The organism is Candidatus Methylomirabilota bacterium, assembly GCA_035936835.1.
Taxonomy (GTDB): Bacteria; Methylomirabilota; Methylomirabilia; order Rokubacteriales; family CSP1-6; genus AR37.
Window position 1 is genome coordinate 50,926 of record DASYVT010000023.1, and the last position, 26,141, is coordinate 77,066.

Consider the following 26,141-nt stretch of genomic DNA (forward strand, 5'->3'; position numbering starts at 1 on the left):
CGCATCAGGAGCCCTTCATGGACCTGGACGACTGGCGATCCAGGATCAACGACCTCGACGAGCAGATCCTCAACCTTCTCAACCAGCGCGGACACGCCGCCCTTCAGATCGGCGAGCTCAAGCGGCAGCAGGACAGGCCGTACTTTGTCCCGGAGCGCGAGGCCCAGGTCCTGGAGCGCCTCGCCGCGCTGAATCGAGGCCCCCTGAGCGCTGAGGCGGTCCGCGCCGTCTGGCGGGAGATCCTCTCGGCCTCTCTCGCCCTCGAGAATCCGCTGCCCGTCGGGTACCTCGGTCCCGCCGGCACCTTCACCCACGCCGCGGCGATGCGCCGTTTCGGGACCTCGGCCCACCTCATCCCGATCAAGACCATCGCGGACATCTTCGAGGAGGTCGAGCGGGGGCGCGCGGAATACGGCGTGGTGCCGGTCGAGAACTCGACCGAAGGGCCGGTCAACGTCACGCTCGACCGCCTCATCGACTCGGAGGCCCTGATCACGGGCGAGCTCACGCTCGAGATCAGCCAGCACCTGCTGTCGAGGGCCGGCGAGCTCGGCGAGGTCAAGGTCGTCTGTTCCCACCCGCAGGCGCTCGCGCAGTGCCGGCAGTGGCTGCTGGCCCACCTGCCCGACGCCCGCACCGAGGAGATGTCGTCGACGACCGCGGCGGCCGAGCGCGCGAAGGACGACCCGACGGTGGCGGCCGTCGCCTCGGAGCTGGCAGCCCGGACGTACGACGTGCCTGTGCTGCAGAAGCGCATCGAGGACAATCCATACAACACCACACGCTTCCTGGTGATCGGACGCCGCCCGGTCGGTGCCACGGGGCGGGACAAGACCTCCATCCTCTTCTCGATGAAGAACGAGCCGGGCGTGCTGTACAGCATCCTCCAGCCCTTCGCCGCGCGCCGGCTCAACATGACCAAGATCGAATCGCGACCAACCAAGCGGCGCCCCTGGGAGTACGTGAACTTCGTCGACTTCGAGGGTCACCGCGATACCGATGACGTCCGGGCCGTTCTCGACGAGGTCAAGGAGCGCTGCCAGTTCCTGAAGATCCTCGGATCCTACCCGGCCGCCTAAGGAGCCGCTCATGACTGTGTCCTGGGAATCCCTCGCCAACGACCACATCCTCGGGATCGACCCCTACGAGCCGGGGAAGCCGATCGAGGAGCTCGAGCGCGAGTTCGGCCTGACCGACGTCATCAAGCTCGCCTCGAACGAGAACCCCCTGCCGCCCTCGGAGCGCGTCCTCAAGGCCATCTCGGAGGCGCTGGCCCATCTGAACCGCTACCCCGACGGCAGCGCTCACTACCTGCGTATCGCGCTGGCGCGGCGTCACGGGCTCACGCCCGAGCACATCATCATGGGCAACGGCTCCAACGAGCTGATCGAGTTGCTCGTGCGAGGCTTCCTGCGGCCGGGCGAGGAGGCGATCATCCCGCACCCGACGTTCGTCGTCTACCCCATGATCGTCCAAGCCGCCGGTGGTATCCGGGTAGTTGTCACCCTGAAGGACCATCGGCTCGACCTCGAGGCCATGGCGCGCGCGATCACGCCGATGACGAAGATAGTGTTCATCGCCAACCCGAACAATCCGACGGCGACCCTCGTGACGGCGGAGGAGGTCGCGGCCTTCATGGCGCGCGTGCCGGACAAGGTCATCGTGGTCTTCGACGAGGCCTACTTCGAGTTCGCCCAGGGGCCGGACTTCCCCGACTCGGTCCAGTACATGAAGCAGGGCCGCAAGGTCGCCGTGCTGCGGACCTTCTCCAAGGCCGCGAGCCTTGCGGGGCTTCGTGTAGGCTACGCGATCGCGGACCCCGACTGCGTCGCCCTTCTCAACCGGATCCGGCAGCCCTTCAACGTCAACTCGCTCGCCCAGGTGGCCGCGTTGGCAGCCCTCGAGGACGACTCGCACATCCTCGAGTGCCTGCGGATGAATGAGGCTGGACGGCACTTCCTGTGCGACGAGTTCACATCGATGGGGCTGAAGTACGTGCCCTCGCGCGCCAACTTCATCCTTCTCGACGTGGCCCGGAGCGGCAGCGACGTCTTCCAGCGCCTTTTGAAGGAGGGCGTGATCGTGCGCCCCATGTCGAGCTTCGGCATGGAGACGGCGCTCCGCGTGACCATCGGCACGCCTGAGGAAAATCGGCGCCTGATCAAGGCGCTGAAGAAGGTCCTGGCGGAGGGCAAGGTCGGGTGATCCGCCGCCTCGCCGTTGTCGGGCTGGGGCTCCTCGGCGGTTCCGTGGCCAAGGCGGCTCGCGCCGAATCGCTGGCGCGGGAGATCGTGGGGGTCGGCCGCAACCCCGCAAACCTCGCGCTGGCTCTCAGCGAGGGGGCCGTCGACCGCGTCACGACCGATCTTCGAGAGGGCCTGACCGGCGCCGACATGGTCGTCCTGGCGACCCCCGTCGCCACCCTCGAGCATCAGATGCCCGCCGTGTGGCAGGCAGCCGAGCCGCAGGCCCTCATCACCGACGTCGGCAGCACGAAGGCCGCGATCGTGCGCGTTGCCGAGACGCTCAGCGTCTCGCGGCCGCTCGACTTCGTGGGCAGCCACCCCATGGCGGGATCGAACCTCTCGGGCTTCGCGGTCTCCCGCGCGGATCTCTTCCGGGGCGCCACGATCATCCTCACGCCCACCGACCGCACCGCGCGGGACGCCGTCAAGCGCGTCACGGAATTCTGGGAAGGGGCCGGCGGGCGAGTCGTCACCATGGATCCCGCCACCCACGACCGGGCCGTGGCCGCCATAAGCCACCTGCCGCACCTCGTGGCCGACGCGCTCGTGGATGCCGTGGTCCGGATGGATCCGCAGTTCTTCGACGTGGCCGCGCGGGGCTTCAAGGACACCACGCGCATCGCGGCGTCGAGCCCGACCGTCTGGAGGGAGATCTTCGAGGAGAACCGCGAAGCGCTGGCCGAAGCCGTCGCGGCTTTCCGGGCGGCGCTGGACGACCTCGAGCGCGTGCTGCGCTCAGGCGACGCGCCGCGCATCGAGGCCGAGCTGGAGCGCATCCGCATGACCCGGACGAGGCTTGGGTGATGCGGATCCGCGTGCGGGCTCCCAAGCGGCTCTGCGGCACGGTCCAGGTGCCGGGGGACAAGTCCATCTCTCACCGGGCGGCCCTCTTCGGCGCGATCGCCTCGGGACGTACGGAGATCACGGGCTACCTCGAGGGGGAGGACTGCCTGAACACGCTCAAGGCGGTCCGCGCCCTCGGCGTCCTCGTGACGCGGAAGGGCCCGGGGCACTACCTCGTTGACGGCGCCGGGCTCTTCGGCCTGCGCGAGCCCGAGCAGGTCATCAACCTCGGCAATTCTGGCACAGCGGTCCGCCTGCTCATGGGCGTCCTCGCGGGACAGCCCTTCTGGACCTTTCTGACGGGCGACGACTCGCTGCGGCGGCGGCCCATGAGACGGGTCGGCCTACCCCTGACGCGCATGGGCGCCATGGTGGTCGGCCGCGAAGACGGCTCGCGCCTGCCGCTGGGAGTGCGAGGGACGAGGCCGCTCAAGGCGATTGCTTACGACTCACCCGTCGCCTCAGCCCAGGTCAAGACGGCGCTGCTGCTGGCCGGTCTCTGGGCGGACGGGCCCGTCACCGTCACGGAGCCTGTGCGCTCGCGCGACCACACGGAGCGCATGCTGACGGGCTTCGGGGCGGGGCTGTCGGTCGACGGCACGACCGTCACGCTCACGCCGGGGGCCGAGCTTCGCGGACAGGGCGTCGCCGTACCGGGGGACATCTCCTCCGCGGCCTTCCTGTTGGTAGCGGGCACGATCGTGCGGGGGGCGGAGATCACGGTCACGGGCGTGGGTGTCAACGAGACGCGCGCGGGGCTCCTCGACGCGCTCGAGTCGATGGGCGCCTCGGTAGGCCGGAGCCACGCCGCCCTGGCGGCGGGCGAGCCCGTCGCCGACCTCACGACCCGCAGCGCGACTCTCCGCGGCGCGCTCGTGGGCGGCCCGATGATCCCGCGCCTCATCGATGAGGTGCCCGTGCTCGCGGTGGCGGCCTGCATGGCAGAGGGACGGACGCGGATCACCGACGCAGCGGAGCTGCGCGTGAAGGAATCGGACCGCATCCGCTTCGTCGCCACGGAGCTCGGCACGCTGGGCGCGCGCATCACCGAAACTCCAGACGGCCTCGAGATCGAAGGCGGCACGCGGCTCCGCGGCGCCTGCGTCCAGAGCGGCGGCGACCACCGCATGGCGATGGCGCTCTGCGTGGCCGGCCTCGTCGCGGAGGGAGAGACGATCGTCGAAGACACCGAATGCATCGGGACCTCGTACCCCGGTTTTGTCGCGACAGTCAACACGCTGGCCGGCGCGCCCTGCCTGGAAGAACTGCCGTGACTTGCCGACGCGATCCCGTCATCACCATCGACGGCCCGGCCGGCGCGGGCAAGTCCACCACCGCCCGCGAGGTCGCCCGCCGGCTCGGGTTCAGGCTCGTGGACACTGGCGCGCTGTACCGCGCGTTGGCGTGGGCGCTCATGCAGGCGGGCGTGTCGCCGGAGGACGAGATCGGCGTCGGAGCGCTGCTGGCCCGGACGACCGTCGAGCTGGCCGACATGGGCGCCGGCGGGGGCACCAGCGGGCGCGTGCTGGTCAACGGCCGCGACGTCACCGCCGAGATCAGGACGCCCGAGATCGCCCTGACGACGTCGAGGCTGACGGCGCTCAGAGCGGTGCGCGACAAGATGACGCCGCTCCAGCGGAGCCTCGCGGCCGCCGGCGGGGTCGTCCTTGAGGGCCGGGACACGGGCAGCGTGGTCTGCCCCGACGCGGAGGTCAAGGTCTACCTGGACGCGGACCTTGCCGAGCGGGCCCGCCGCCGCCGCGACGAGCTGGCCGCGCGCGGCCTGCCCGCCGACTACGAAAGGGTGAAGGCGGAGGTCGCCTTGCGGGACCGCCAGGACATGGAGCGGGCGCTCGCGCCGCTCCGCAAGCCGCCGGGGGCCGTGACGGTCGACTCGACGGCGCTCTCCCCGGAGGCGGTGGTTTTGCGGATCCTCGACGCGGTGGAGCAGGCGCGGTGCTGTACCTGATCCTGAAGCCGCTGGTGGTGTTTCTGATGCGGGCGTGGTTCGGACTCCGCGTGAGAGGAGCGGAGCACATCCCGTCCTCGGGGCCTGCGCTCATCGTCTCGAACCATCAGAGCATTCTCGATCCGCCGGTAATCGGCGGGGCGGCGCGGCGCCAGATCTATTTCCTCGCGAAGGCGGAGCTGTTCCGGATCCCCCTCTTCGGGTGGTTGTTCCGGGCGCTCCACGCGCGGCCGGTGCGCCGCGAGGGCTCGGACCCGGGTGCGCTCAGAATAGCCGCGCTGTTGCTCGAACAAGGCAAGGCGCTCCTGGTCTTTCCGGAGGGGACGCGCAGCCTGGACGGCCGTCTTGGGGAAGGGAAGCCCGGTGTCGGGATGCTCGCGGTCACGAGCGGGGCGCCGGTGGTGCCCGCGTACGTCTCGGGCACCCTCGAGGCCCTGCCCAAGGGCGCGGTCTGGCCCCGGCGCAGCCAAGTGAGCGTGAGCTTCGGTCCCGCGTTACACTTCAAGGCCCCGATCGGTTCCGGCCGCAAGGAGCGCTACCGGGAGGCTACAGAGGAGATGATGCGCGGGATCGCGCAGTTGAAGGCGCAGAGCGCCACGACACGCTCCGGGGATCCTTAGGAGTGTGGGGGGAGTACGGGGGCCATGTCGAGGCCCCCGTTGCTGGGGGAGTACGGGGGCCATCTCGGGGCCCCCGTTGCTGAACGACGTCAGGGGCGGTCGCGAAGTCCGACGCCCCGGCGATATCCATCAAGGGAGGAAGCACCGCATTATGGAGACGGAGAACCGGAAGGCGAAGCTCCTCGAGGGGGTGCAGGAGGAGGTGGCAGAGGCCCCCGAGGAGAGTATGGAGGATTGGTTCAACCGGGGCGTGGGCGACATCGAGGAAGGGGAGGTCGTCCGCGGCAGGGTCGTCGAGGTCCGCGACAGCGAAGTGCTCGTGGACATCGGCTACAAGAGCGAGGGGACTATCGCGATGGAGGAATTCCGCCACGCGGGCACCCTCCCGAAGGTCGGCGACGAGATCGAGGTCTACCTCGAGTCCAAGGAGGACAGCGAGGGGCTGATCGTCCTCAGCAAGGACAAGGCCGACAAGATCAAGGTCTGGGACGCCATCTCCAAGTCTCACGACAGCGGCACGCCCGTGGAAGGCAAGGTGGTCGAGGTCGTCAAGGGCGGGCTCTCGGTCGACGTGGGCGTCCGCGCCTTTCTGCCGGGCTCCCAGGTGGACCTGAGACCTGTTAAGAACCTCGCCTCGATGCTCGGCCAGATGATCCGCGCGAAGGTCATCAAGCTCAACCGGCGGCGAGGCAACGTCGTTCTGTCCCGGCGCGCGGTGCTCGAGGAGGAGCGCGAGGAGAAGCGGAAGCACACGCTCTCGGTGCTCTCGGAGGGCATGGTGCTCACGGGCGCCGTCAAGAACATCACCGACTACGGCGCCTTCATCGACCTGGGCGGGATCGACGGCCTCCTGCACGTGACCGACATGTCCTGGGGCAGGGTCGGACACCCGTCGGAGATCTTCCAGATCGGCGACCAGGTCGAGGTCGTCGTGCTGCACTTCGATCGCGAGACCGGGCGCGTCTCGCTTGGCTACAAGCAGAAGTCGTCCGACCCCTGGGCCGTCGTCGACGAGCGCTACCCCGTCGGCGCCAAGGCGCAGGGGCGGGTGGTGAGCCTGACCAATTACGGCGCCTTCGTCGAGCTCGAGCCCGGAGTCGAAGGGCTCGTGCACGTGTCCGAGATGTCGTGGACGCGCCGCGTGCGACACCCCTCGAAGCTCGTCAACGTCGGCGACATGGTGGACGTCATGGTGCTCGACGTGAACAAGGCCACCAAGCGCATCTCGCTCGGCATGAAGCAGGTCGAGGCCGACCCGTGGGCGACCATCGAGGAGCGCTACAAGCCGGGCGAGCGGGTCGAGGGCAAGGTGCGCAACCTGACCGACTTCGGCGCCTTCGTCGAGCTCGAGCCCGGCGTGGACGGCCTGCTGCACATCTCCGACATGTCCTGGACCCGCAATATCGGGCACCCGTCGGAGATCCTCAAGAAGGGGCAGTCCGTCGAGACGCAGATCCTCAACGTGGACAGGGACAACAAGCGAATCTCCCTGGGCCTCAAGCAGATCCAACCCGATCCGTGGGAATCTGTCTCCCAGCGCTATCCCATGGGCTCTCGCGTCACCGGCAAGATCGTGCGGCTGACCGACTTCGGCGCCTTCGTCGAGCTTGAGCCCGGCGTGGACGGGCTCCTCCACGTCTCGCAGATGTCGAGCCGTCCCATTGCCTCGCCCTCCGACCTCGTGAACGTGGGCGACGAGCTCACGCTGATGGTGATACGCGTCGATCCCAACGAGCGGCGCATAGGGCTCAGCCTCAAGGACCTGGCGGCGGCCATCCTGGAGGAGCCGTCGCAAGCGGATGCCCGCGGCCGCGGCAAGGGGCGGAAGCGGCGTGGCGGCGAGGACTTCGATGAGGATGAGGAGTAGGCCGCTCGTGTGGGGCTACAGGTGACATCCCGCGGTCGCGTCGCGGTCGTTGCAGTGGGGGTGGGCCTCGGGATCCTCGTGCTGTTCCTCGGCACGATCTGGGTTCTCATGGCGACGGTCAGCGAGGATGGGCTGCCCACGGGCGGACCGAGGGTCGCGGTCGTGGAGATTGAGGGCATCATCGTGGACGGCACCGCGGCCGTTCGCGAGCTCCGCGAGCACGCGGACAATCCGTCGATCAAGGCGGTTGTCCTCCGCGTCAACAGCCCGGGCGGGGTCGTCGCGCCGACGCAGGAGATTTTCGCCGCCATCCAACGCGCGAGAAAGGCCGGCAAGCCTGTGGTCGCGACCCTTGGCGCAGTGGCCGCCTCGGGCGGGTACTACGTCGCGGCGGCCGCCGACAGGATCTACGCCAATCCCGGCACGCTGACGGGCTCCATCGGCGTGGTCATGCAGATGGCCAACCTCGAGGGGCTGCTGAAGAAGGTCGGCGTCGAGTACGTCGTCGTCAAGGCGGGCGCGTACAAGGACGTGGGCAACTTCGCCCGCACCATGAGCCCCGAGGAGCGGAAGATGCTGCAAGCGCTGCTCGACGACGTGTACTCGCAGTTCGTGGACGCAGTCGCCGAAGGACGGGGGCTCGAGCGAAAGGAAGTGCTGGCGTTCGCCGAAGGCCGCATCTACTCCGGCCAGCAGGCACTGGCGCTCAAGATGGTGGACGAGATGGGCGGCTTCGAGGATGCCGTCGAGGCCGCGGGCAAGCTGGCCAATATTCAGGGGCGGCCGAAGCTCGTCTACCCGCGAAAGAAGTTCTCCTTCAAGGATCTGCTGGAGAACCGGCTGGGACTGTCGGGGGTCGGTCCGCTCCTGCCGGCCCTTTCGGGCATCCGGACCCCCCTCTACCTCATGCAGTAGCCGTAAACCCTTGCTCTACTTGACAATCTTTCGACCGGCGTGCTACGTTTCAAAAGTGGAATCAGCCCGGTCGACGTGTCCGTGACCGGAAGATGGCGGGGTTCCCGTGGAGGGAGCAGGCTCATGACCAAAGCGGATCTCATCGAGGAAGTCTCCAAGCTGTCGAGCCTGACCAAGAAGGAGACGGAGTTGATCGTCAACACCGTCTTCGACAACATCACCGACGCTCTCGCCAAGGGAGATAAGGTGGAGCTGCGCGGGTTCGGCAGCTTCCGCATCCGCCACCGCAACTCCCGAAAGGGCCGCAACCCCAAGACCGGAGACAGCGTCAGCGTCCCCGAAAAGCGGGTGCCGTTCTTCAAGGTGGGGAAGAGACTCCGCGAGCTGGTCAACACTTAAGAGGTCGCCCCGTAGCCGCGTGGACCGACTCTGGGCGCCGTGGCGGATGGCCTACGTGACATCCGTCGGAGCGCCGCCCGCCACGCCCCCCGCCACGCCCGATGGCTGCATCCTCTGCGACGCGCTCGTGTCCGGCGATGACAAGGGGAACCGCATTCTCCGCCGGGGCCCGAAAGCCTTCCTGATCCTCAACAAGTACCCGTACGCGTCGGGCCATGTCATGGCCGCGGTCAACCGCCACGTCGGCTCTCTCGAGGAGACAGCTTCGGACGAGATCTGCCAGGTCATGGAGCTCGTGCAGGCGGCGGTCCGGGCTCTCACCCGCGCCTATGCCCCCGAGGGCTTCAACGTCGGCCTCAACCAGGGGCGCGCGGCGGGAGCCGGCGTGCCCAAGCACCTGCACATCCACATCGTGCCGCGCTGGAGCGGCGACGTCAACTTCATGCCCGTCGTGAGCGACACTCGCGTCCTGCCAGAGAACCTGGATACGACGTATGACCGCCTGCTGGCGGCGCTCGGCTCGTGAGGGACCCCTCGGCCGAGCTGTCGCCCCAGCTGTCACCCCAGCTGTCACCCATGATGTTGCAGTACCGGGAGCTGAAGCGGCGCTACCCGGACTACGTGCTGCTCTTCCGCCTCGGTGACTTCTACGAGATGTTCTTCGAGGACGCCCACGAGGGCGCCAAACTGCTGCAGATCACGCTGACCTCACGGCAAAAGGGAGAGGGCGCCATTCCGATGGCCGGTATCCCGCACCATGCCGCGGACGGCTACATCGCGCGGCTGATACGGGCCGGACGGAAGGTGGCCGTGTGCGAGCAGATGGAAGCGCCGGCCAAGGGCAAGAAGCTCGTCCGGCGAGAGGTCGTCCGGGTCATCACGCCCGGTACGCTCACCGACACCCAGTATCTCGACGGGGCCGCGAACAATTACCTCCTGGCCGTCCACAGGGCGGGCGCCGGCGCCGGCCGGACGCTGGGCGCCGCCCTGGTGGACGTTTCCACGGGCGAGTTCTGGGTCGGTGAAGCCGCGGGCGACGGAGCGGCGCTGCTCGACGCGGCCCTCCTGCGGCGGCCCGCCGAGTGCCTCGTGGCTGGGGAAGAAGACCAGGATCTCGCCGCCCGGCTCGCCGCCGCAGGGATCATGGTGACCCGCGGGGAGCCCTCGTGGTTCGCGCTGCGCCAGGCGCGTGAGCGGCTCGCGGCGCACTTCCGTGTTCACTCGCTCGACAGCCTGGGCGTGGGCGAGATGGGCGCCGGGCTTCAGGCCTCGGGCGCTGCCCTCGCGTATCTGCGGGAGACGCAGGGCGAGGCGCTCGGCCACCTCGCCCGTCTCCAGCGCCTGATCCCGGGCGACGCCATGGTGCTCGATCCCACCGCCGTCGCCACGCTCGAGCTCTTCGAGAACGCCCAGGAAGGGACCCTGCGCGGCTCTCTCCTTGCGACCCTCGACCGGACTCGGACGCCGATGGGCGCACGAACCCTCCGCCAGTGGCTGCTGCGGCCGCTTCTGGACACGGGCGCCATCTCGCGACGCCAGGATGCCGTCGCGGCGCTGGTCGCGGAGCCGCAGCAGCGGGCCGCCGTGCGGAAGCAGATCCACGGCATCGGCGACCTCGAGCGGCTCTCGAGCCGGGCCGCCCTCGGCGTCGCGCATGCGCGGGATCTGACGGGACTCCGTACCTTTCTCGGTTCCCTCCCGGCTGTCCGCGAGGCGCTCGGCGGACTCTCAGCGCCACTCCTCGCTGAGGTGGGGGAGGAGATCGCGGCCCTGCCGGCGCTGCAGAAGCTGCTCGTGGACGCTCTCGAGGACGAGCCGCCGCTGACGCTCCGGGAGGGCGGCCTGGTCCGGGAGATCTGGAGCGCCGATCTCGGCGAGATCAAGCGCGGGGCGCGGGAGGCGCGAGAGTGGATCGCTGCCCTGGAGGGACGTGAGCGGGAGCGCACGGGCATCCCCACGCTCCGCGTGCGCTTCAACCGCGTCTTCGGCTACGGCATCGAGGTGAGCAACGCGCACGTGGCTAAGGTGCCCGGCGAGTACATACGGCGCCAGACCCTGGTGGGCGCCGAGCGGTACGTCACCGTCGCGCTCAAGGAGTACGAAGGCCGCGTGCTTGGGGCTGAGGAGCGGATGGCCAAGCTCGAGCTGGAGCTCTTCCAGGAGGTCCGTGCCGCCGTCGCGGCCGAGGCGTCGGCGCTGCTCCGAACGGCACGGGCGGTCGGGACGCTGGACGCGCTCGCATCGCTCGGCGAGATCGCCCACGAGCGTGGGTACGTGAGGCCGCAGGTCGACGACGGCCGAATGCTCGACATCGCGGAGGGCCGCCATCCCGTGCTCGAGTCGGGCGGCGAGCGCCCCTTCACGCCCAACGACCTCCACCTCGACCCCGACCGCGAGCAGGTGATGATTCTGACGGGCCCCAACATGAGCGGCAAGAGCGTGTTCATGCGCCAAGCGGCGCTGCTGGTGATCCTGGCCCAGATGGGCAGCTTCGTCCCGGCGCGGTCGGCCCGGATCGGGGTCGTGGACCGGATCCTGACCCGCGTCGGGGCCCAGGACAACCTCGCGCGGGGCCAGAGTACTTTTCTCGTGGAAATGGTCGAGACCGCGAGCATCCTGCACAACGCCACGGAACGAACTCTGGTTCTACTTGACGAGGTGGGGCGCGGCACCTCGACCTTCGACGGGCTCGCCATCGCCTGGGCCGTGACCGAGGAGCTTCACGACCGCGGTCGCGGCGCGAAGGTGCTCTTCGCCACTCATTACCACGAGCTCACCGCCCTCGCCGATCGGCTCGCGCGCGTCCGCAACTTCCACGTCGCCGTCAAGGAATGGAACGACGAGATCATCTTCCTTCACAAGGTCGGGCCCGGCGGGACGGACCGGTCCTACGGCATCCAGGTCGCCCGCCTCGCCGGCTTGCCGAAGGCCGTCATCGCGCGCGCGCGGGAAATCCTCGCCGACCTCAGCCAGAATCCCGGCGCGCTCGTCCCGGGTCAGCCCGAGCCGACCCCGCAGCTCGGTCTTTTCCCGCATACCGCCAACCCCGTGCTCAAGGAGCTGGGCGCGCTCGACGTCTCGTCCCTCACACCGCTGGAGGCGCTCAACCTCCTGGCCGAGTGGCAGCGGCGTCTCAAGGCGCAGCCGTGAACCCCATCCGCCTCCTGCCCGATCACCTCATCAACAAGATCGCCGCGGGCGAGGTCGTGGAGCGGCCGGCGTCGGTGGTCAAGGAGCTCGTTGAGAACGCGATAGACGCCGGCGGGCGTGTCATCACGGTGGAGCTGAAAGACGCGGGGCGGCAGCTCATCCGGGTCACCGATGATGGCACCGGCATGACGCGCGCCGACGTCGACATGGCGCTCCGGCGCCACGCGACGTCGAAGATCTCCGACGAGGGCGACCTGGCGGCCATCGCGACCCTGGGCTTTCGCGGCGAGGCCCTGCCGGCCATCTGCGCCGTTAGCCGTTTCGAGATCCTCTCATGCCCCCGCGGCGGCGCCGTGGGCACTCTCGTGCGCGGGGCGGGAGGAACGGTCGTCGATCGCCTCGAGGTCGAGGCCGCGCCCGGCACGTCCGTCGAGATCCAGGATCTCTTCTTCAACACGCCGGCGCGGCTCAAGTTTCTCCGGAGCGCGCCGGCCGAGCTGGCCTTCATCCTCCGGCTCCTGCAGGGCATCGCCCTCGCGCGGCCGGACCTGCATCTCCGCGCACTCCACCACGGCAAGGCCGTGTTGACGGCGCCGGCGGCGGCAACTCTGCGGGCCCGCGTCGGCGCCGTCTTGGGTTTCGAGACAGCGGAGGCGATGCTCGACGTGGATCACACGCAGGGGAATGTGCACGTCACCGGGCTCGCGGCACCGCCACAGCGGGCGCGCGGCAACCGCGACGAGATCACCCTCATCGTCAACGGCCGTCCGGTCCGTGATACGGCGCTAGCCCAGGGTCTGATCGAGGCCTACCGGCCCATGCTCCCGCGCCACCAATTCCCGGTGGCGGCGCTCCTGATCGACCTGCCCCTGCCTGAAGTCGACGTCAACGTCCACCCGACCAAGGCCTGGGTCCGCTTCCGCTCGCCGCGGCTGGTGCAGGAGGCAGTGTTCCGCGCCGTCCAGGACGCTCTCCGCTCGCAGCGCGTCGTCCAACCCCAGCAAGGCCTTGGCGCGCCCGGCCGACCTGCTGACTGGGGGAGTACGGGGACCATGTCTGGGCCCCCGTTCCCAAACAACCAGGGCGCGTTGTTTCAGGAAACAGCGGCTTCTTTCGGGCCCGGGCGGTTCGGCGCCGTCGTCGGCCAGCTGCAGGAGACCTTCGTCGTCGCGGCCAGCGACGAGGAGGTCTTCTTCATCGACCAGCACGTCGCCCACGAGCGCGTGCTCTTCGAGGAGCTGCGGCGGAACCTCGCCTTGGGCCCCTTGGCCTCGCAGGTCCTGCTCTTCCCTCAGACCCTCGAGCTCGGAGCCGGCAAGGCCGCGCTCCTCGAGGAGTGGTCGGGTGACCTCGAAGTGCTGGGCTTCGACCTCGAAGGCTTCGGCGGCCAGAGCGCGCTCCTGCGCGCCGTGCCCGCTCTCCTCAAGGCCGAGGAGCCCCGGCGGCTCATCGAAGGACTACTCGACGAAGTGGGCTCGCCGGCCGGGGCGCAGCAGGCACCCCTTGTGGAACGGGCGCTCGCCTTCGTCGCCTGCCGCGCCGCGATCAAGGCGCACGCCCCCTTGCAGCGCGAAGAGATGGTGCGGCTGCTCGCGGACCTCTCGGCCACCGAAACCCCGTACTTCTGTCCGCACGGACGGCCCATCGTCTCGCGGCTGTCTCTCAAGGAGATCAAGCGGGAGCTCAGGCGGACATGGTGATCCCACCTCCGCTTCTCCTGATCGTCGGCCCCACCGGGGTGGGGAAGACCGCCGTCGCCGCGCGCCTCGCCGCCAGCGTGCCGATGGAGGTCGTAAGCGCCGACTCGCGCCAAGTCTACCGTGGCATGGACACCGCGACAGGTAAGCCGACCGCCGAGGAGCGCAAGGCCGTGACGCATCATCTCCTCGATCTGATCGAGCCCGGCGACCGCTACCACGCGGCGCGCTTCCAGCTGGATGCGGCGCAGTCGATCGAGACGATTCGCGCGGCCGGGCGCCTTCCGGTCGTCGTGGGAGGCACCGGCCTCTACGTGCGGGCGCTCCTGCGTGGGCTCGATCCGGCGCCACCCGCCGACCCGGCGCTGCGGGCTCAATTGGAGGAAGCCGCCAGGACGGGTGGGCCGGCGGCCCTCCACGAACGCCTCACAGCGCTCGACCCCGAGGGCGCTGCCCGGCTCCACCCCAACGACCGGGTGCGGATCATCCGGGCGATCGAGAAGCACGGCCGCGGGGCCTCCTCGGCCGGAGGCTGGGCGCGGGCGGTCATGCCATGGCGCGTCGTGATGTTCGGGCTCCGCCGGGAGCGAGCCGCCCTCAACAGGGCTCTCGAGGAACGCGCGCGAAGCATGCTGGCCGGTGGGATGATGGAAGAGGTGCGGCGCCTCTTGGCTGCCGGCTATGACGAGACGGCGCCCGGCATGGCGGGCATAGGCTACCCCCAGTGGGCCAAGGTCGCGAGGGGCCGCCTATCTCCGGCCGAGGCGCTCAGGCTCATGGTCCGCGACACCCAGCGCTACGCGAAGCGCCAGATGACATGGTTCGCGCGGGAGCCGGAGATACAGTGGCTGGACGTAGACGAGGTGGGCGGCGTCGAGGGCGCCGCCGAGAGCATCCACAAGCACATCTTGCGGGAGGGATGGATCGCGTGAGGAAGAGGGAACGGGCGCTCCTGGCGGCCTTGCGGCTGCCGAGACAGCGCCGGTACGAAGTCGAAGAGTCCCTGGACGAGCTGGGTCGCCTCGCCGAGTCGGCCGGCGCCCTAGTCGTGGGCCGCGTCACCCAGGAGCGGCTCGCGCCCACGCCCAAGCTCTATTTCGGCAAGGGCAAGGTGGACGAGCTTCGGGCCTTCTCGGAGCGCGAGAGCGCCAACCTCATGATCTCCGACGACGCGCTCTCTCCCGTGCAGGAGCGCAACCTCGGCGGCTCGCTCGGGCTCAAGGTCATCGATCGCACCGCACTCATCCTCGATATCTTCGCCCAGCGGGCGCGGACCATGGAGGGCAAGCTCCAGGTCGAGCTCGCCCAGCTGTCCTATCTCCTGCCGCGCCTCGTGGGGCAGTGGAAGCACCTGGAGAGGCTCGGGGGCGGCATCGGCACCCGGGGCCCCGGCGAGACACAGCTCGAGTCCGACCGCCGCATGATCCGCCACCGGATCGAAAAGATCCGCGGGGAGCTGGGGCGCGTGCGCGTGCACCGCAAGCTGCTGCGCCACCGGCGCAAGGCCGCCGGCGTACCCGTGGTGGCCCTCGTCGGCTACACCAACGCGGGCAAGACCACGCTCCTCAACCGCCTCACGGGCGCGGAGCACGCGGCCGCGGACCAGCTCTTCGTGACCCTCGACCCGGCGGCGCGGCTGGTCTCCCGGAACGCTCACGCTCCGTTCATCCTGACGGACACGGTCGGCTTCATCCGCAAGCTTCCCCATCAGCTCGTGGCGGCATTCAAGGCGACCCTCGAAGAGCTTGGGGAGGCCGACGTCCTCGTCCACGTGGTGGACGCCAGCCACCCGGGACTCGACGAGCAGATGCTGGCGGTGGACTCGCTCCTGTCCGAGCTCGAGCTCGGTCCCCGGCCGACCATCGTGGCGCTCAACAAAGTGGATCGTCTGGATGGGGACGCGGCGCTCAGCGCGCTCGTGGACCGGTTCGAGGGCGTCGCGCTCTCGGCCCGCACCGGCGAGGGAGTGGAGGCGCTCCTCAACCGCATCGAAGGCGCGCTGCGCCCGGGGCTGGTGCGCGTCACCCTGATTATTCCGTACCGGGACGGCACTGCGCTTGCCCAGTGCTACGAGCGCGGCCGCGTCCTCGCGCGCTCGGACGACGCAGACGGGATCCACCTCGACGTCGAGCTGCCGCCCCGCCTGCTGGCCTTTGTCGCGCCCTACCGCCAGACGAGCTAGGTGCCAGACGGCCTAGGTAAATGGCTCGAGGCCAACCAGTTTCGCGCCGGCAGGGCCGCCCGGAATGGTAGACTTGGTCCTCGTCCGCAGCGGATGATCTCATGGGACTTGCAAACTGGCTGACGACACTCCGCATCCTGCTCATCCCGGTCTTCGTGACTCTGCTGGTCTACCGGCAGGCGGGATGGGCCGTCCTCATCTTCTGCGCGGCGAGCCTGACTGACCTGCTCGACGGCTACATCGCGCGGACGCGGGGACGGCAGACGCGGCTGGGCGCCTTCCTCGATCCGGTCGCCGACAAGCTCCTCCTCACTTCCGCCTTCATCACCCTGACATACCTCAAGGTCATCCCGTTCTGGATCGCAGCCGTGGTGGTCAGCCGTGACCTCATGCTGAGCGTCGGCGTCCTCGTCATCCACGTCGCCGGGGGCACCGTGCATCCGACGCCTAGCTGGCTCGGGAAGGCCTCGACGCTCTTCCAGATGGCGACGGTTCTCTCCGCCATGCTCGCGTTCTATTTCAAGATGCTGATGTCGCTGCCGAAGGGGGCGGCTTGGGTGGCTGCGTTCTTCACTGTCGCCTCAGGGCTCCAGTACCTCGTGCAGGGTCTCAAGCAGCTGAACCCGCCGGCGGACGATCCCCTGGTGGCTTCGCCGCCGCGCGTGCGACATGACCAGCTGCGCTGAGCAGGCATGACCCGCTGCGCTGAGCAGGCATGACCAGCTGCGCTGAGCCAGGCCAGGGCGGCGTGGTCGTGGCGGCGGTCCGGCAGCGGACGCCTGCCGCGCGGGCAGGGCTCAGCGTAGGCGACCGCATCGTAGCCATCAACGGGGAGCGGCTCAGGGACGTCATCGACTTCCATTTCCACGGCGGCGTCACCGAGCTGAGGCTGTCGGTCGAGCGGGAAGGGCGGACGCGAAACGCACTCCTGCGCCGGATGGGACCTGACCTCGGCCTCGAGCTCGAGGCGCCTCGCCCGGGCGAGATCGATACGTGCAGCAACAAGTGCGTGTTCTGCTTCATCCACCAGCTGCCGCGCGGCATGCGAAAGAGCCTCTACGTCAAGGACGACGACTTCAAGCTCTCGTTCCTCCACGGCAACTACATCACCCTGACCGATCTGGAAGAGGACGAGCTCCGGCGCATCGAGGAGCAGCGCCTCTCGCCGCTCTACGTCTCCGTTCACGCGACCGATCCGGACCTCCGCCACCGCCTCCTGGGCCGGCCGCGCGTTCGCCGCGAGATCTTGCCCGTCATGGAGCGCCTGGCCAAGGCAGGCATCGTGATGCACGCGCAGATCGTCCTCGTGCCCGACTGGAACGACGGCGCCCAGCTCGAGCGCTCGGTGCGCGAGCTGGCCCGCCTCCACCCGCACATCGCCACCACCGCCGTAGTCCCCGTAGGGTTGACCCGGCACCGCGAGAGACTGCCGGAGCTCCGGACATTGACGCCCGCCGAAGCGGGGGACCTGGCGCGGACTATCGAAGTATGGCAGCGGGAGTTTCTGGACACGCTGGGCACGCGCTTCGTCTGGGCGTCGGACGAGGTGTACCTCGAGGCCGGGCGGCCGCTGCCCGCGGCCGCCGCGTACGAAGGCTTCCCGGTGATCGAGGATGGAATCGGCCTCGTTCGGCGCTTCAGCGATGGCTTTGCGGGCGCGGCGCGCCGGCTTCCCGCGCGCGTGGCAGCGCGCCGCACCGTGACCGTGGTCACCGGAGCGATGTTCGCCCCGAGCATGCGGCGTCTCCTGGATCGCATCGGCGTTCGGGGCCTGCGCGTCGAGCTGGCGCCGGTGGTCAACGACTGGTTCGGCCACGGCATCGGCGTCGCCGGGCTCCTGACCGGACAGGACATCGCGGCGCAGCTCGCCGGGCTGCCGCTCGGAGACGAGGTTCTCGTTCCCGCGGTCGCCATTCGCGACGGGGCAGGGGTCTTCCTCGACGACCTCTCGCCCGCCGATCTCAGCGCGTCGCTGGGCGTGCCCGTCCGGCCCGTCGAGACCACACCAAGCGCGCTCGCCGCCGCCCTCCTCGGCCGCTGAGCGGCCGGCCACGCCGTGATCCGTCCGGTCATCGCTCTCGTCGGCCGGCCCAACGTGGGCAAGTCCACGCTCTTCAACCGCCTGGTCGGCCGCCGCCGCTCCCTCGTTCACGATGTGCCGGGCGTGACCCGCGACCGGCTCTACGGCACCACGGTCTTCGAGCGCTGGCAGGCGACCGTGGTGGACACGGGCGGCTTCGACCCCAGCACCCAGTCCGACCTGATCGCGGCCGTGCGCGACCAGGTCATGATGGCCATCGAAGAGGCGGACCTGCTCGTCTTCGTCGTGGACGGCCGCGCAGGCATGACCGCGCTCGACCTGGAGATCGCCCGCATCCTGCGGCGCAGCCAGCATCCCGTCCTGCTCGCCGTGAACAAGGTCGACGGCGCCGGCCAGGAGACCGCCTCGGCGGATTTCTACCGCCTCGGCTTCGCGGCGGTCCAGCAGGTCTCGGCCGAGCACGGGCGCGGGGTCGCGGAACTCCTCGAGACCGCCCGCAGCCTGGCGCCCGAGCCCGTCGTGGAGATATCGCCCGAGGGCACGCGCGTAGCCATTATCGGCAGGCCGAACGTGGGCAAGTCCTCACTGGTCAACGCGGTCCTGGGCGAGGAGCGCGTGCTGGTGCACGAGGCGCCGGGGACGACGCGCGACGCGGTGGACACGCCGCTGACGTTCCGCGACCGCCGGTACCTGCTCATCGACACCGCAGGCATCCGGCGCAAGGGGCGCGTGACCGAGGTCCTCGAAAAGCTCGCGGTGGTCATGGCGCTCAAGAGTCTCGAGCGCTGCGACGTCGCGGTGCTCGTGATGGACGCATCGGAAGGGGTGACGTCGCAGGACGCCCACATCGCAGGCTATGCCCACGACGCTGGGCGCGCCATCGTGCTTGCGGTCAACAAGTGGGACCTGGTGCCGTCCGGCCTCATCGGCAAGGCCGAGGTCACGGCGCAGATCCACGAGCGGCTGCCCTTCCTCGACTACGCGCCCATCTGCTTCACGTCGGCGGTGACGAAGCTCGGCTTGCGCGACCTCTTTGATACTGTGGACGTGGTCGCCGCCGAGGCGCGCAAGCGTCTCCAGCCGGGCGAGGTCCTCACGATCTTCAGGCAGGCGCTCGAGCGGCGGCCGACTTCCTCGGGCGGCGTGCCGATCCGGGTCCACAGCGTCCAGCAGGTCGCGGTGTCCCCGCCGACGTTCGCTGTCAAGGTCAATGCGGCGGGCAAGCTGCACTTCTCCTACGAGCGCTACCTCATCAATTCGATCCGTCACGCGGCGGGCTTCGCCGGCTCGCCGATACGTCTGCTCGTGAGGCGAAGCGCGGCAAAGCGCAAGGGGACATCGGGTTCCCAGCCGAGTCGCGGATCCAGCAAGCGCCGCTCCTGAGCCGACCGCTCCTAAGTAGGCAGAACCCCTAGCGAAACCGTTGGTTGACCCCGGGGTCTGTGCTAACATGACGCGGCGTTAGATCCCGCGGCACAGCGAGGGCCCATGGCGAAGAACCCGGACCAGGAAGAGTTTCTCGAAGACGACGAGCAGGACGAAATAGCGCGGCGGAGCATCTTCTCGGCTGGGTGGTTCCGGGCTTTGCTCGTCCTGACGGTGCTGGCCATCGTCGTCGTCGTATCGCTGCCGTATCTGCTTAACTGGCTTGAGCCCACGCCGCCTCCACCGGCCAAAACCCAGGCCAAGAGCAGCACGCCCGCGCCTAGTCCGGCGGGAGCCCCGCCGGCCACGAGCACTCCGGCCCCGACCCTGATCCCAGCGCCTGCGGCACCTTCGGCGCCTGCGGGAGCTGGGGCGCCTGCGGGAGCTGGGCCACCCGCGCCACCCGCCAAGGCAGGGGCCCCCACGCCGCCCGCGCCTTCGGCGAAGGCGGAGGAGCCAAAGCCGGCTCCCGCCGCTCCCGCGCCGGCGGCACCGAGCCCGGCCGAACGTCCAATCGGCACCGCACCGCTGCCGGTGGTTCCGGCGCCGTCCGCACCCGCCGCCAAGCCCGAACCTGGGGCCAAGCCACCCCCAGCGGCCAAGGCGGCGCCCGCGGTACAACCGGGGCCCGCGGCGCAGGCAGCGCCTGCGGCCCAGCCAGCGCCTGCGGCCCGGGCGGAAGCCCCGAAGTCGGCGCCTGCGCCGAAGCGAGGCGGAGCGGCCGAGGGCGGCTCACCGGGCGGCTACTGGGTCCAGGTGGGGGCATTCCGCGAGGAGAAGAACGCCGAAGCGCTGGCCAAGCAGCTCCGAGGCGAGAACTTCCCGGTCCAGGTCTCGGCGGGTACCCGTGGCGGCGCGCCTGTCCCCGCTCCCGCGAAGACCTCAGGCGGGCAGAACCAGCTCTTCATTACGGGCTCCACCCCAGACGCGGTCAACGCGGCGCTCAAGGGCAAGGGCACGGCGCAGGCGGTCAAGGGCGGGGTGCAGGTCAATCCACCGTTCGATCTCGAGACGGCCATGTCGCTGTCTTCGTCCCTCAAGAAGGACGGGTTCACGGTCGTGATCCGGCGCGCCAAGGGCGCGGCACCTAAGGCCGCCGCCGGAGGCGGGCCGATCTACCACGTCGTGCGGGTCGGCGGCTATCCGGACCGGACGAAGGCACAGCAGGCTCGCGGCGAGCTCGAGGCCAAGGGGCACCCGGGCTTCCTGACACAGGGTGCCGCGCGCTGATGCGCGATCAACACGTTGCCGAGGGCGCGGCCGCCTATGTGCAGTGGGTCCGTGAGTCCATCCCGATCGAGGGGGGGTGACCGCACTGACGAAGAACGATCTCATCAACGCGGTGGCGGCCCACGGACTGTCGAAGCGGCAGTCCGCCTCGGTGGTGGAATCGCTGTTCGACATCATCTTCCGCTGCTTCGAGAAGAGCGAGGATGTCAAGATCGTGGGCTTCGGCCACTTCCGCATCCGCCGCAAGGCCTCGCGGCGGGGGCGCAATCCACAGACGGGGGACAGCATCGAGATCACCGCGCGCAAGGTGCTGACGTTCAAGCCGAGCAAGGGCCTCAAGCTTCGCATCAATCATCAGGCGTGAGGGCATCAGGCGTGAGGGCATCAGGCGTGAGGCGGCGGCCGTGAGTGGCGGCGGGGCGCCCCAAGGCGGGGAGGAGCAAGGACGGGTGGTCATCCCGGACAAGCTCTACTACCGGATCGGCGAGGTCGAGGCCATCACGGAGGTGCCGGCCTACGTTCTCCGCTATTGGGAGTCGGAGTTCCGCCTGCTGCGCCCGAAGAAGAACCCCGCTGGCCAGCGTCTCTACCGCAGACGCGATCTCGATCTCGTCCTCCGCATCAAGGCCCTGCTGTACGACGAACGGCTCACGCTCGAAGGGGCGAAGAAGCGTCTGGTGGCCGAGAGCCGCGGGCCCGCGCAGCTCGACCTGGGCGTTCGCGGATCGGCGCTCGAAGCGGCGCTTCGGCGGCTGCGCGATCAACTGCGCACGCTCCGTGAACGCCTGACGCCTCCCAAGAGCTGACGCCGTCCTTGTCTTTGTCCGCGGCACTCCGTACAATGATTCCTCGGGTCGGGGCGTGGCGCAGCCCGGTAGCGCACTTGACTGGGGGTCAAGGGGTCGCAGGTTCAAATCCTGTCGCCCCGACCAATTTTACGAGAGCGCCGGCGGCGGATTCTTGGATCTGCCCTCTTTTTTGCTCGCGGAACGGTGAGCGGTAATGGCGGCGGTGATCCTGGTCACCAACGATGACGGGGTGCACGCCGCGGGGCTCGACGCGCTGGCGGCCGCCCTCGATGAGCTGGGCGAGGTGTACGTGGTCGCGCCGGATCGTGAGCAGAGCACGGTCGGTCACGCGCTGACGCTGCACCGTCCGCTGCGCGTCACGCAGGTGGGCGAGCGGCGATTCGCTGTCAACGGCACGCCATCCGACTGCGTCAACCTTGCGGTGTTGGGGCTCTTGCCCGGGCGTCCGGTGCTCGTAGCGGCGGGCATTAACCACGGCTCGAACCTCGGAGACGACGTCACGTATTCGGGGACCGTGTCGGCCGCGATGGAGGGCACCCTCCTGGGCGTGCCGTCGATGGCCGTGTCGCAGGCGGACGCCGGGAAGGCTGGGTTCGAGGGCGCGGCCGTGGTGGCGCGGCTCGTGGCGAGCCGGCTGCTTGTCGAGGGGCTTCCGGCGAAAACGCTCCTCAACGTCAACATACCGGGCGGGACCGCGGGCGGTATCCGGATGACGCGGCTCGGTCACCGCGTGTACCGGGAGAAGGTGGTGCAGGAGGTCGACCCGCGCGGCAAGCCGTACTACTGGATCGGCGCGGGTCCCCCGGAGTGGGCCGAGGACGAGGCCTCCGACATCGCGGCCGTGCAGCAGGGGCTCGCGAGCGTGACGCCGCTCCACCTCGACCTGACTCACTACGGAGCTCTCGGACGCATGGGGGATTGGGAGAGCAGCCTCAACGCGCTCCTGAGGAAGCGGCCGCGGTGATCGGCAGAGGGCGGGAGCCCGGGGCCGCGGCGGGAGGCGGAGAGCGCTACGCGCGCGAGCGGGAGCGGATGGTCGCGGAGCAACTGGCCAAGCGGGGCATCGCCGACCCGCGTGTGCTGGAGGCGATGCGGCGCACCCCGCGCCACCTGTTCGTGGACGAGGCGCTACGGGACAAGGCCTACGAGGATTACCCGCTGCCGATCGGCGAAGGGCAGACGATCTCGCAGCCCTTCATGGTGGCCCGGATGACCGAGCTGCTGCGGCTGACGGGGAAGGAGAAGGTGCTCGAGATCGGCACCGGCTGCGGCTACCAGGCCGCCGTACTGGCCCGTCTCGCGGCGCGCGTCTGCACCGTGGAGCGGATCCCGAAGCTTGCCGCACGCGCGCGGGAGACGCTCGAAGCGATCGGCGCGAGTAATGTCTGGGTGCGGACCGCCAACGGCACCTTCGGCTGGCCCGACGAGGCGCCGTTCGATCGCATCGTGGTGACGGCCGGTGGACCGTCGGTGCCGCCGCCGCTGTTCGCCCAGCTGGCCGAGGGCGGGCGGATGGTGATGCCGGTCGGATCCGAGGACTCTCAGCGGCTGCAGGTGGTCGACAAGATTGCCGGCGAGGCGAAGGTGACGGAGGACTCGGGGTGCGTGTTCGTGAAGTTGATCGGGAAGTACGCGTGGGAAGCGTAGAATGGTCGGCAGGGACGGGGCGTAGCGCAGCTTGGTAGCGCGCCTGCTTCGGGAGCAGGAGGTCGCTGGTTCAAATCCAGTCGCCCCGACCATTTTTCACCTGTGCGCCCTCGCATGAATGCGACCGGACTTCGCAGCGCTGCTGAGATCATGATCGAAGGGCGTGTGCAGGGCATCGGGTACCGCACGTACGCCCAACGGAAGGCCGCCCAGCTGGCGCTGCGCGGCTACGTCATGAACCTCAAGGACGGGAGGGTTCGCGTGCGCGTCGAGGGCAGCCGCGAAGCCATCGAGGAGCTCGCCCGCGATCTCGAGAAGGGCCCGCCGCTGGCACGCGTCGAGACGGTGTCCGTCAGTTGGCGGCCGCCGACGGGCCGCTTCACGTCGTTCGATGTCCGCTACGCGGAGTTCGACCCGTGAAGCCTCCTCGTGAGCGGCGCGCGATCGGCCTCGGGTTGCTCCTGCCGGCGCTTCTCCTGACCCACCCCTCCGCCGCCGATGCCGACAGCCGTACCAGCCCCTCCCCGACCAGGAAGACGACCTCCACGACTGAAGCCTCCGTCGACCGCAAGGCTCGAAGTCTGGTGGATGCCGGTCCGAGCCGCCGGACTTTTGGCCGGGCTGGGGGTCAGACCGTCCACGTCGTCCGCGCGGGCGACTCCGTGAGCCGGATAGCCGCGCACTACGGTGTCACGCGCAAGTCGCTCATCGACGCCAACAAGCTCGCGCGGCCCGAGCAGCTGCGCATCGGCCAGCGGCTCGTCGTGCCGGGGGCTCCCGGTGCCCCGGGCGGGGACCCCGTCCAGCTCATCGACGCGACGCTCGAGAATGGCGATATCCTGTTCGTGCGCGCGGGCCCGCGCCGCGTATCGACCCGGTTCTACATGGCCTCCCCCGGGTTCGACGGCCGCGCCCTCGACTTGGCCTGGCCCGTGGACGGCCGGATCATCTCGCCATTCGGGAAGCGGCGCGGCGGCTGGCACGCGGGCATGGACATCAAGGCCGAGATGGGGACACCGATCCTCGCCGCCGCGCCCGGCGTCGTGATCTCGAGCGGCCAGGAGCGCGCCTACGGCCGCATCATCCGCATCGAGCACGACAACGGATTCGTCACGGTCTACGCCCACAACCTGGAGAACCTCGTCGAGGTTGGCGACCGCGTCACAGGCGGTACGATCATCGCCACCGTGGGCCGAACCGGCAGGACCTCAACCCCGCACCTGCACTTCGAGGTCCGCCACGAGGGCATGGTCTACAACCCGCTCCACCTCCTGCCCGCCCGCGAGGCGATCGAGATCCGACCGGACGAGGCGCCGGACCTGCCGACGGAATCGGCGCGCGCGCAGGTGGTGGACGACGACGTCGATGAGTGAGCTGCGCACCGAGACGGTCGACCTCGCTGACAACGGCGAGCCGCTCGAGACGCTTCTAGCCCGCGCGCCTGCCGAGCTGGCGGGCGACAGGGACAAGCCGGGCGACGCGGCCCGCGGCCGCGAGCTGCTGGGCCTCTATCTCCGCGACATCGCCAAGGTGCCGCTGCTCACCCCCGAGCAGGAGCAGGAGCTCGCGCGACGGGTGCAGGCCGGCGACGCCGATGCCGAGCGGCAGCTGATCGAGGCAAATCTCCGTCTCGTGGTGCGGGTGGCGCGCCGCTACCTGAACCGGGGGCTTTCACTGCTGGACCTCATCGAGGAAGGCAACCTCGGCCTCCTGCACGCCGTCACGAAGTTCCAGCCCGGCCGCGGCACGCGCTTTTCCACCTATGCCGTCTGGTGGATTCGACAGGCGGTGGCCCGGGCCCTCGCAAACCAGGCGCGCATGATCAGGCTGCCCGTCCACATCGAGCTCCTCCTGGGCCGATACATGAAGAAGAAGGCCGCGCTCACCCAGGACTTGGACCGCGCGCCGACCACGGAAGAGATCGCCAAGGCTCTCGGTCAGCCGCTCGAAGAGATCGAGCATATCGAGCGCATGAGCCAGCGCCCGGTCTCTCTCGACGCGCCCATCGGGCAGGAGGGCGACGGCAAGCTCGAGGACCTCGTCAAGGATGCGGAGCCCTTGCCCGGCGCCGGGCTCGGCGCGGCGCTGAAGGCGCGCGAGGACCTGGCCGGCGTGCTCCGGGACCTGCCCGATACCGAGCGCAGCGTGCTGGAGCTGCGCTTCGGGCTCGAAGGCGAGGAGCCAAGGACGCTCGAAAGCATAGGGCGCCAGCTCGGGCTCACGCGGGAGCGGGTCCGCCAGATCGAGGCGGCGGCCCTGGCCCGGCTGCGGCGCCTCATGGCCGCTCGGGGCCTGGAGGCGGGGGACCTGTTCTGAGCGGTGCTAGAATAGCGCTGTTGCGATGGGGTTAATGACGCCCCCGTAGCTCAGGTGGATAGAGCAGCAGTTTCCTAAACTGCGGGCCGGGTGTTCGAGTCACCCCGGGGGCACCACCGAATACACACCGGAGAGCAGGCGCCCGTAGGTGGCCTGCCCTCTGAGTGTATAGCCTCTTCCGCCCGCATCCTCGAAGGGCTCGAAGATCAGGCGGCCGACCAGGAGCTTCCGGAGGATCTGCCGGGCCTGGATCGGCTGCCGCTCGAGCAGCCCCTGCCAGTCGGCCAGGCGCGCGCCGAGGTCCTCCGTGAGCGCCAGGGGATCTACTCCCGCCGTGAATCGCGTCAGACCGTCCAGGTGCTCGAGCTGCGCCTGGAGGTCCGCGCGCTCGCACTCCCGGGCCTGAATCGCCTCGTGGACGGAGGCCGGGGGCGCCCCGCCGGCCAGCGCATTGGTCAGGTGGACAAGCTCGGCGTTGAGCTGCCGCAGCCGAACCTCCATGCCCTCGCGGCGGGCCAGGGCGGGTACGCCCTCGGCCTGCCAGGCGGCGAGCGTGTCCGTGAGCGTGCCCGTGACCATCGCCGGCGTGAGCACGTCGCGGCCGAGCGCGTCGAGCAGGAGCCGGTTGGCCTCGTCCATCGGCACCGTGAGATCGTTCGGGCAGGCCTTGGCGCCGCGGCTCCGGTGGTAGAAGCAGCCGTAGTAGGTGCGCACGTGCCGGCCATGCGTCCGCCGGGTGGCGTAGATGCTGCCCCCGCAGAGGCTGCACGCGGAGAGGCCGGTCA

26 protein-coding genes and 3 tRNA genes are annotated in these 26,141 nt (G+C 69.5%); 28 read left to right on the forward strand and 1 reads right to left on the reverse strand.

The window, feature by feature from the left end:
• The first annotated feature begins 17 nt into the window (after nucleotides 1–17).
• The 28 genes from pheA (at nucleotide 18) to VGV06_02480 (ending at nucleotide 25,472) form a co-directional block, all read left to right on the forward strand.
• A complete protein-coding gene (pheA, locus tag VGV06_02345; GenBank protein HEV2053996.1) occupies nucleotides 18–1,079 on the forward strand; it encodes a prephenate dehydratase in 1,062 nt (353 codons plus the stop codon).
• Nucleotides 1,080–1,089: 10 nt separating this feature from the next.
• On the forward strand, nucleotides 1,090–2,205 hold the full coding sequence (hisC, locus tag VGV06_02350) for a histidinol-phosphate transaminase (GenBank protein HEV2053997.1): 1,116 nt from the start codon (nucleotides 1,090–1,092) through the stop codon (nucleotides 2,203–2,205).
• Complete coding sequence (locus VGV06_02355; protein HEV2053998.1) at nucleotides 2,202–3,050, forward strand: prephenate dehydrogenase/arogenate dehydrogenase family protein; 849 nt, start codon at nucleotides 2,202–2,204, stop codon at nucleotides 3,048–3,050. Before hisC ends, VGV06_02355 begins: the two co-directional genes overlap by 4 nt.
• Nucleotides 3,050–4,363: a 3-phosphoshikimate 1-carboxyvinyltransferase gene (gene aroA / locus VGV06_02360; GenBank protein HEV2053999.1), complete on the forward strand. Its 1,314-nt coding sequence runs from the start codon at nucleotides 3,050–3,052 to the stop codon at nucleotides 4,361–4,363. The genes VGV06_02355 and aroA overlap by 1 nt, the downstream gene beginning before the upstream one ends.
• Entirely contained in the window at nucleotides 4,360–5,058 is a 699-nt protein-coding gene (cmk, locus tag VGV06_02365; GenBank protein HEV2054000.1) for a (d)CMP kinase, read from the forward strand. The genes aroA and cmk overlap by 4 nt, the downstream gene beginning before the upstream one ends.
• Nucleotides 5,046–5,678, forward strand: coding sequence for a lysophospholipid acyltransferase family protein (locus tag VGV06_02370; GenBank protein HEV2054001.1), 633 nt, complete (start codon nucleotides 5,046–5,048; stop codon nucleotides 5,676–5,678). The genes cmk and VGV06_02370 overlap by 13 nt, the downstream gene beginning before the upstream one ends.
• A 151-nt stretch (nucleotides 5,679–5,829) precedes the next feature.
• Nucleotides 5,830–7,545 (forward strand): 30S ribosomal protein S1, encoded by a 1,716-nt coding sequence (locus VGV06_02375; GenBank protein ID HEV2054002.1) that lies wholly within the window; start codon nucleotides 5,830–5,832, stop codon nucleotides 7,543–7,545.
• A gap of 9 nt (nucleotides 7,546–7,554) precedes the next feature.
• A complete protein-coding gene (gene sppA / locus VGV06_02380) occupies nucleotides 7,555–8,460 on the forward strand; it encodes a signal peptide peptidase SppA (GenBank protein HEV2054003.1) in 906 nt (301 codons plus the stop codon).
• A 123-nt stretch (nucleotides 8,461–8,583) separates the two neighbouring features.
• The gene (locus VGV06_02385; GenBank protein HEV2054004.1) at nucleotides 8,584–8,859 is read left to right on the forward strand and encodes an integration host factor subunit beta; all 276 of its coding nucleotides are present in this window, start codon (nucleotides 8,584–8,586) and stop codon (nucleotides 8,857–8,859) included.
• Nucleotides 8,860–8,878: 19 nt separating this feature from the next.
• Nucleotides 8,879–9,385 carry an HIT domain-containing protein gene (locus tag VGV06_02390; protein HEV2054005.1) on the forward strand — a complete coding sequence of 169 codons (507 nt, stop codon included), beginning with the start codon at nucleotides 8,879–8,881 and terminating at the stop codon, nucleotides 9,383–9,385.
• A 50-nt stretch (nucleotides 9,386–9,435) separates the two neighbouring features.
• Nucleotides 9,436–12,009: a DNA mismatch repair protein MutS gene (gene mutS / locus VGV06_02395; GenBank protein HEV2054006.1), complete on the forward strand. Its 2,574-nt coding sequence runs from the start codon at nucleotides 9,436–9,438 to the stop codon at nucleotides 12,007–12,009.
• The gene (gene mutL / locus VGV06_02400; GenBank protein ID HEV2054007.1) at nucleotides 12,006–13,709 is read left to right on the forward strand and encodes a DNA mismatch repair endonuclease MutL; all 1,704 of its coding nucleotides are present in this window, start codon (nucleotides 12,006–12,008) and stop codon (nucleotides 13,707–13,709) included. The genes mutS and mutL overlap by 4 nt, the downstream gene beginning before the upstream one ends.
• Nucleotides 13,703–14,638, forward strand: a complete 936-nt coding sequence (gene miaA / locus VGV06_02405) for a tRNA (adenosine(37)-N6)-dimethylallyltransferase MiaA (GenBank protein ID HEV2054008.1) — start codon at nucleotides 13,703–13,705, stop codon at nucleotides 14,636–14,638. Before mutL ends, miaA begins: the two co-directional genes overlap by 7 nt.
• On the forward strand, nucleotides 14,635–15,888 hold the full coding sequence (hflX, locus tag VGV06_02410; GenBank protein ID HEV2054009.1) for a GTPase HflX: 1,254 nt from the start codon (nucleotides 14,635–14,637) through the stop codon (nucleotides 15,886–15,888). Before miaA ends, hflX begins: the two co-directional genes overlap by 4 nt.
• Before the next feature lie 101 nt (nucleotides 15,889–15,989).
• Nucleotides 15,990–16,574, forward strand: a complete 585-nt coding sequence (pgsA, locus tag VGV06_02415) for a CDP-diacylglycerol--glycerol-3-phosphate 3-phosphatidyltransferase (protein HEV2054010.1) — start codon at nucleotides 15,990–15,992, stop codon at nucleotides 16,572–16,574.
• 29 nt (nucleotides 16,575–16,603) lie between these two features.
• Nucleotides 16,604–17,929 (forward strand): DUF512 domain-containing protein, encoded by a 1,326-nt coding sequence (locus tag VGV06_02420; GenBank protein HEV2054011.1) that lies wholly within the window; start codon nucleotides 16,604–16,606, stop codon nucleotides 17,927–17,929.
• 15 nt (nucleotides 17,930–17,944) lie between these two features.
• Nucleotides 17,945–19,312, forward strand: a complete 1,368-nt coding sequence (der, locus tag VGV06_02425; protein HEV2054012.1) for a ribosome biogenesis GTPase Der — start codon at nucleotides 17,945–17,947, stop codon at nucleotides 19,310–19,312.
• 105 nt (nucleotides 19,313–19,417) lie between these two features.
• A complete protein-coding gene (locus VGV06_02430) occupies nucleotides 19,418–20,584 on the forward strand; it encodes an SPOR domain-containing protein (GenBank protein HEV2054013.1) in 1,167 nt (388 codons plus the stop codon).
• 76 nt (nucleotides 20,585–20,660) lie between these two features.
• Nucleotides 20,661–20,948: an integration host factor subunit alpha gene (locus tag VGV06_02435; protein ID HEV2054014.1), complete on the forward strand. Its 288-nt coding sequence runs from the start codon at nucleotides 20,661–20,663 to the stop codon at nucleotides 20,946–20,948.
• Between the two features lie 40 nt (nucleotides 20,949–20,988).
• Nucleotides 20,989–21,390 (forward strand): MerR family transcriptional regulator, encoded by a 402-nt coding sequence (locus VGV06_02440; GenBank protein ID HEV2054015.1) that lies wholly within the window; start codon nucleotides 20,989–20,991, stop codon nucleotides 21,388–21,390.
• 49 nt (nucleotides 21,391–21,439) lie between these two features.
• A tRNA-Pro gene (locus tag VGV06_02445) sits at nucleotides 21,440–21,516 on the forward strand.
• Between the two features lie 70 nt (nucleotides 21,517–21,586).
• Nucleotides 21,587–22,357, forward strand: a complete 771-nt coding sequence (gene surE / locus VGV06_02450; GenBank protein ID HEV2054016.1) for a 5'/3'-nucleotidase SurE — start codon at nucleotides 21,587–21,589, stop codon at nucleotides 22,355–22,357.
• A complete protein-coding gene (locus VGV06_02455) occupies nucleotides 22,357–23,040 on the forward strand; it encodes a protein-L-isoaspartate(D-aspartate) O-methyltransferase (protein ID HEV2054017.1) in 684 nt (227 codons plus the stop codon). The genes surE and VGV06_02455 overlap by 1 nt, the downstream gene beginning before the upstream one ends.
• A 15-nt stretch (nucleotides 23,041–23,055) precedes the next feature.
• Nucleotides 23,056–23,132: transfer RNA gene (locus tag VGV06_02460), tRNA-Pro, on the forward strand.
• A gap of 58 nt (nucleotides 23,133–23,190) precedes the next feature.
• Entirely contained in the window at nucleotides 23,191–23,460 is a 270-nt protein-coding gene (locus VGV06_02465; GenBank protein HEV2054018.1) for an acylphosphatase, read from the forward strand.
• Nucleotides 23,457–24,413: a M23 family metallopeptidase gene (locus tag VGV06_02470; protein HEV2054019.1), complete on the forward strand. Its 957-nt coding sequence runs from the start codon at nucleotides 23,457–23,459 to the stop codon at nucleotides 24,411–24,413. Before VGV06_02465 ends, VGV06_02470 begins: the two co-directional genes overlap by 4 nt.
• On the forward strand, nucleotides 24,406–25,356 hold the full coding sequence (locus tag VGV06_02475; protein ID HEV2054020.1) for a sigma-70 family RNA polymerase sigma factor: 951 nt from the start codon (nucleotides 24,406–24,408) through the stop codon (nucleotides 25,354–25,356). The genes VGV06_02470 and VGV06_02475 overlap by 8 nt, the downstream gene beginning before the upstream one ends.
• A 39-nt stretch (nucleotides 25,357–25,395) precedes the next feature.
• Nucleotides 25,396–25,472, forward strand: a tRNA-Arg gene (locus VGV06_02480).
• Here the strand turns inward: VGV06_02480 and VGV06_02485 are convergent.
• Nucleotides 25,456–26,141: zinc ribbon domain-containing protein (locus VGV06_02485; protein ID HEV2054021.1), on the reverse strand; the 686-nt coding region annotated here is incomplete at its 5' end. The genes VGV06_02480 and VGV06_02485 overlap by 17 nt on opposite strands.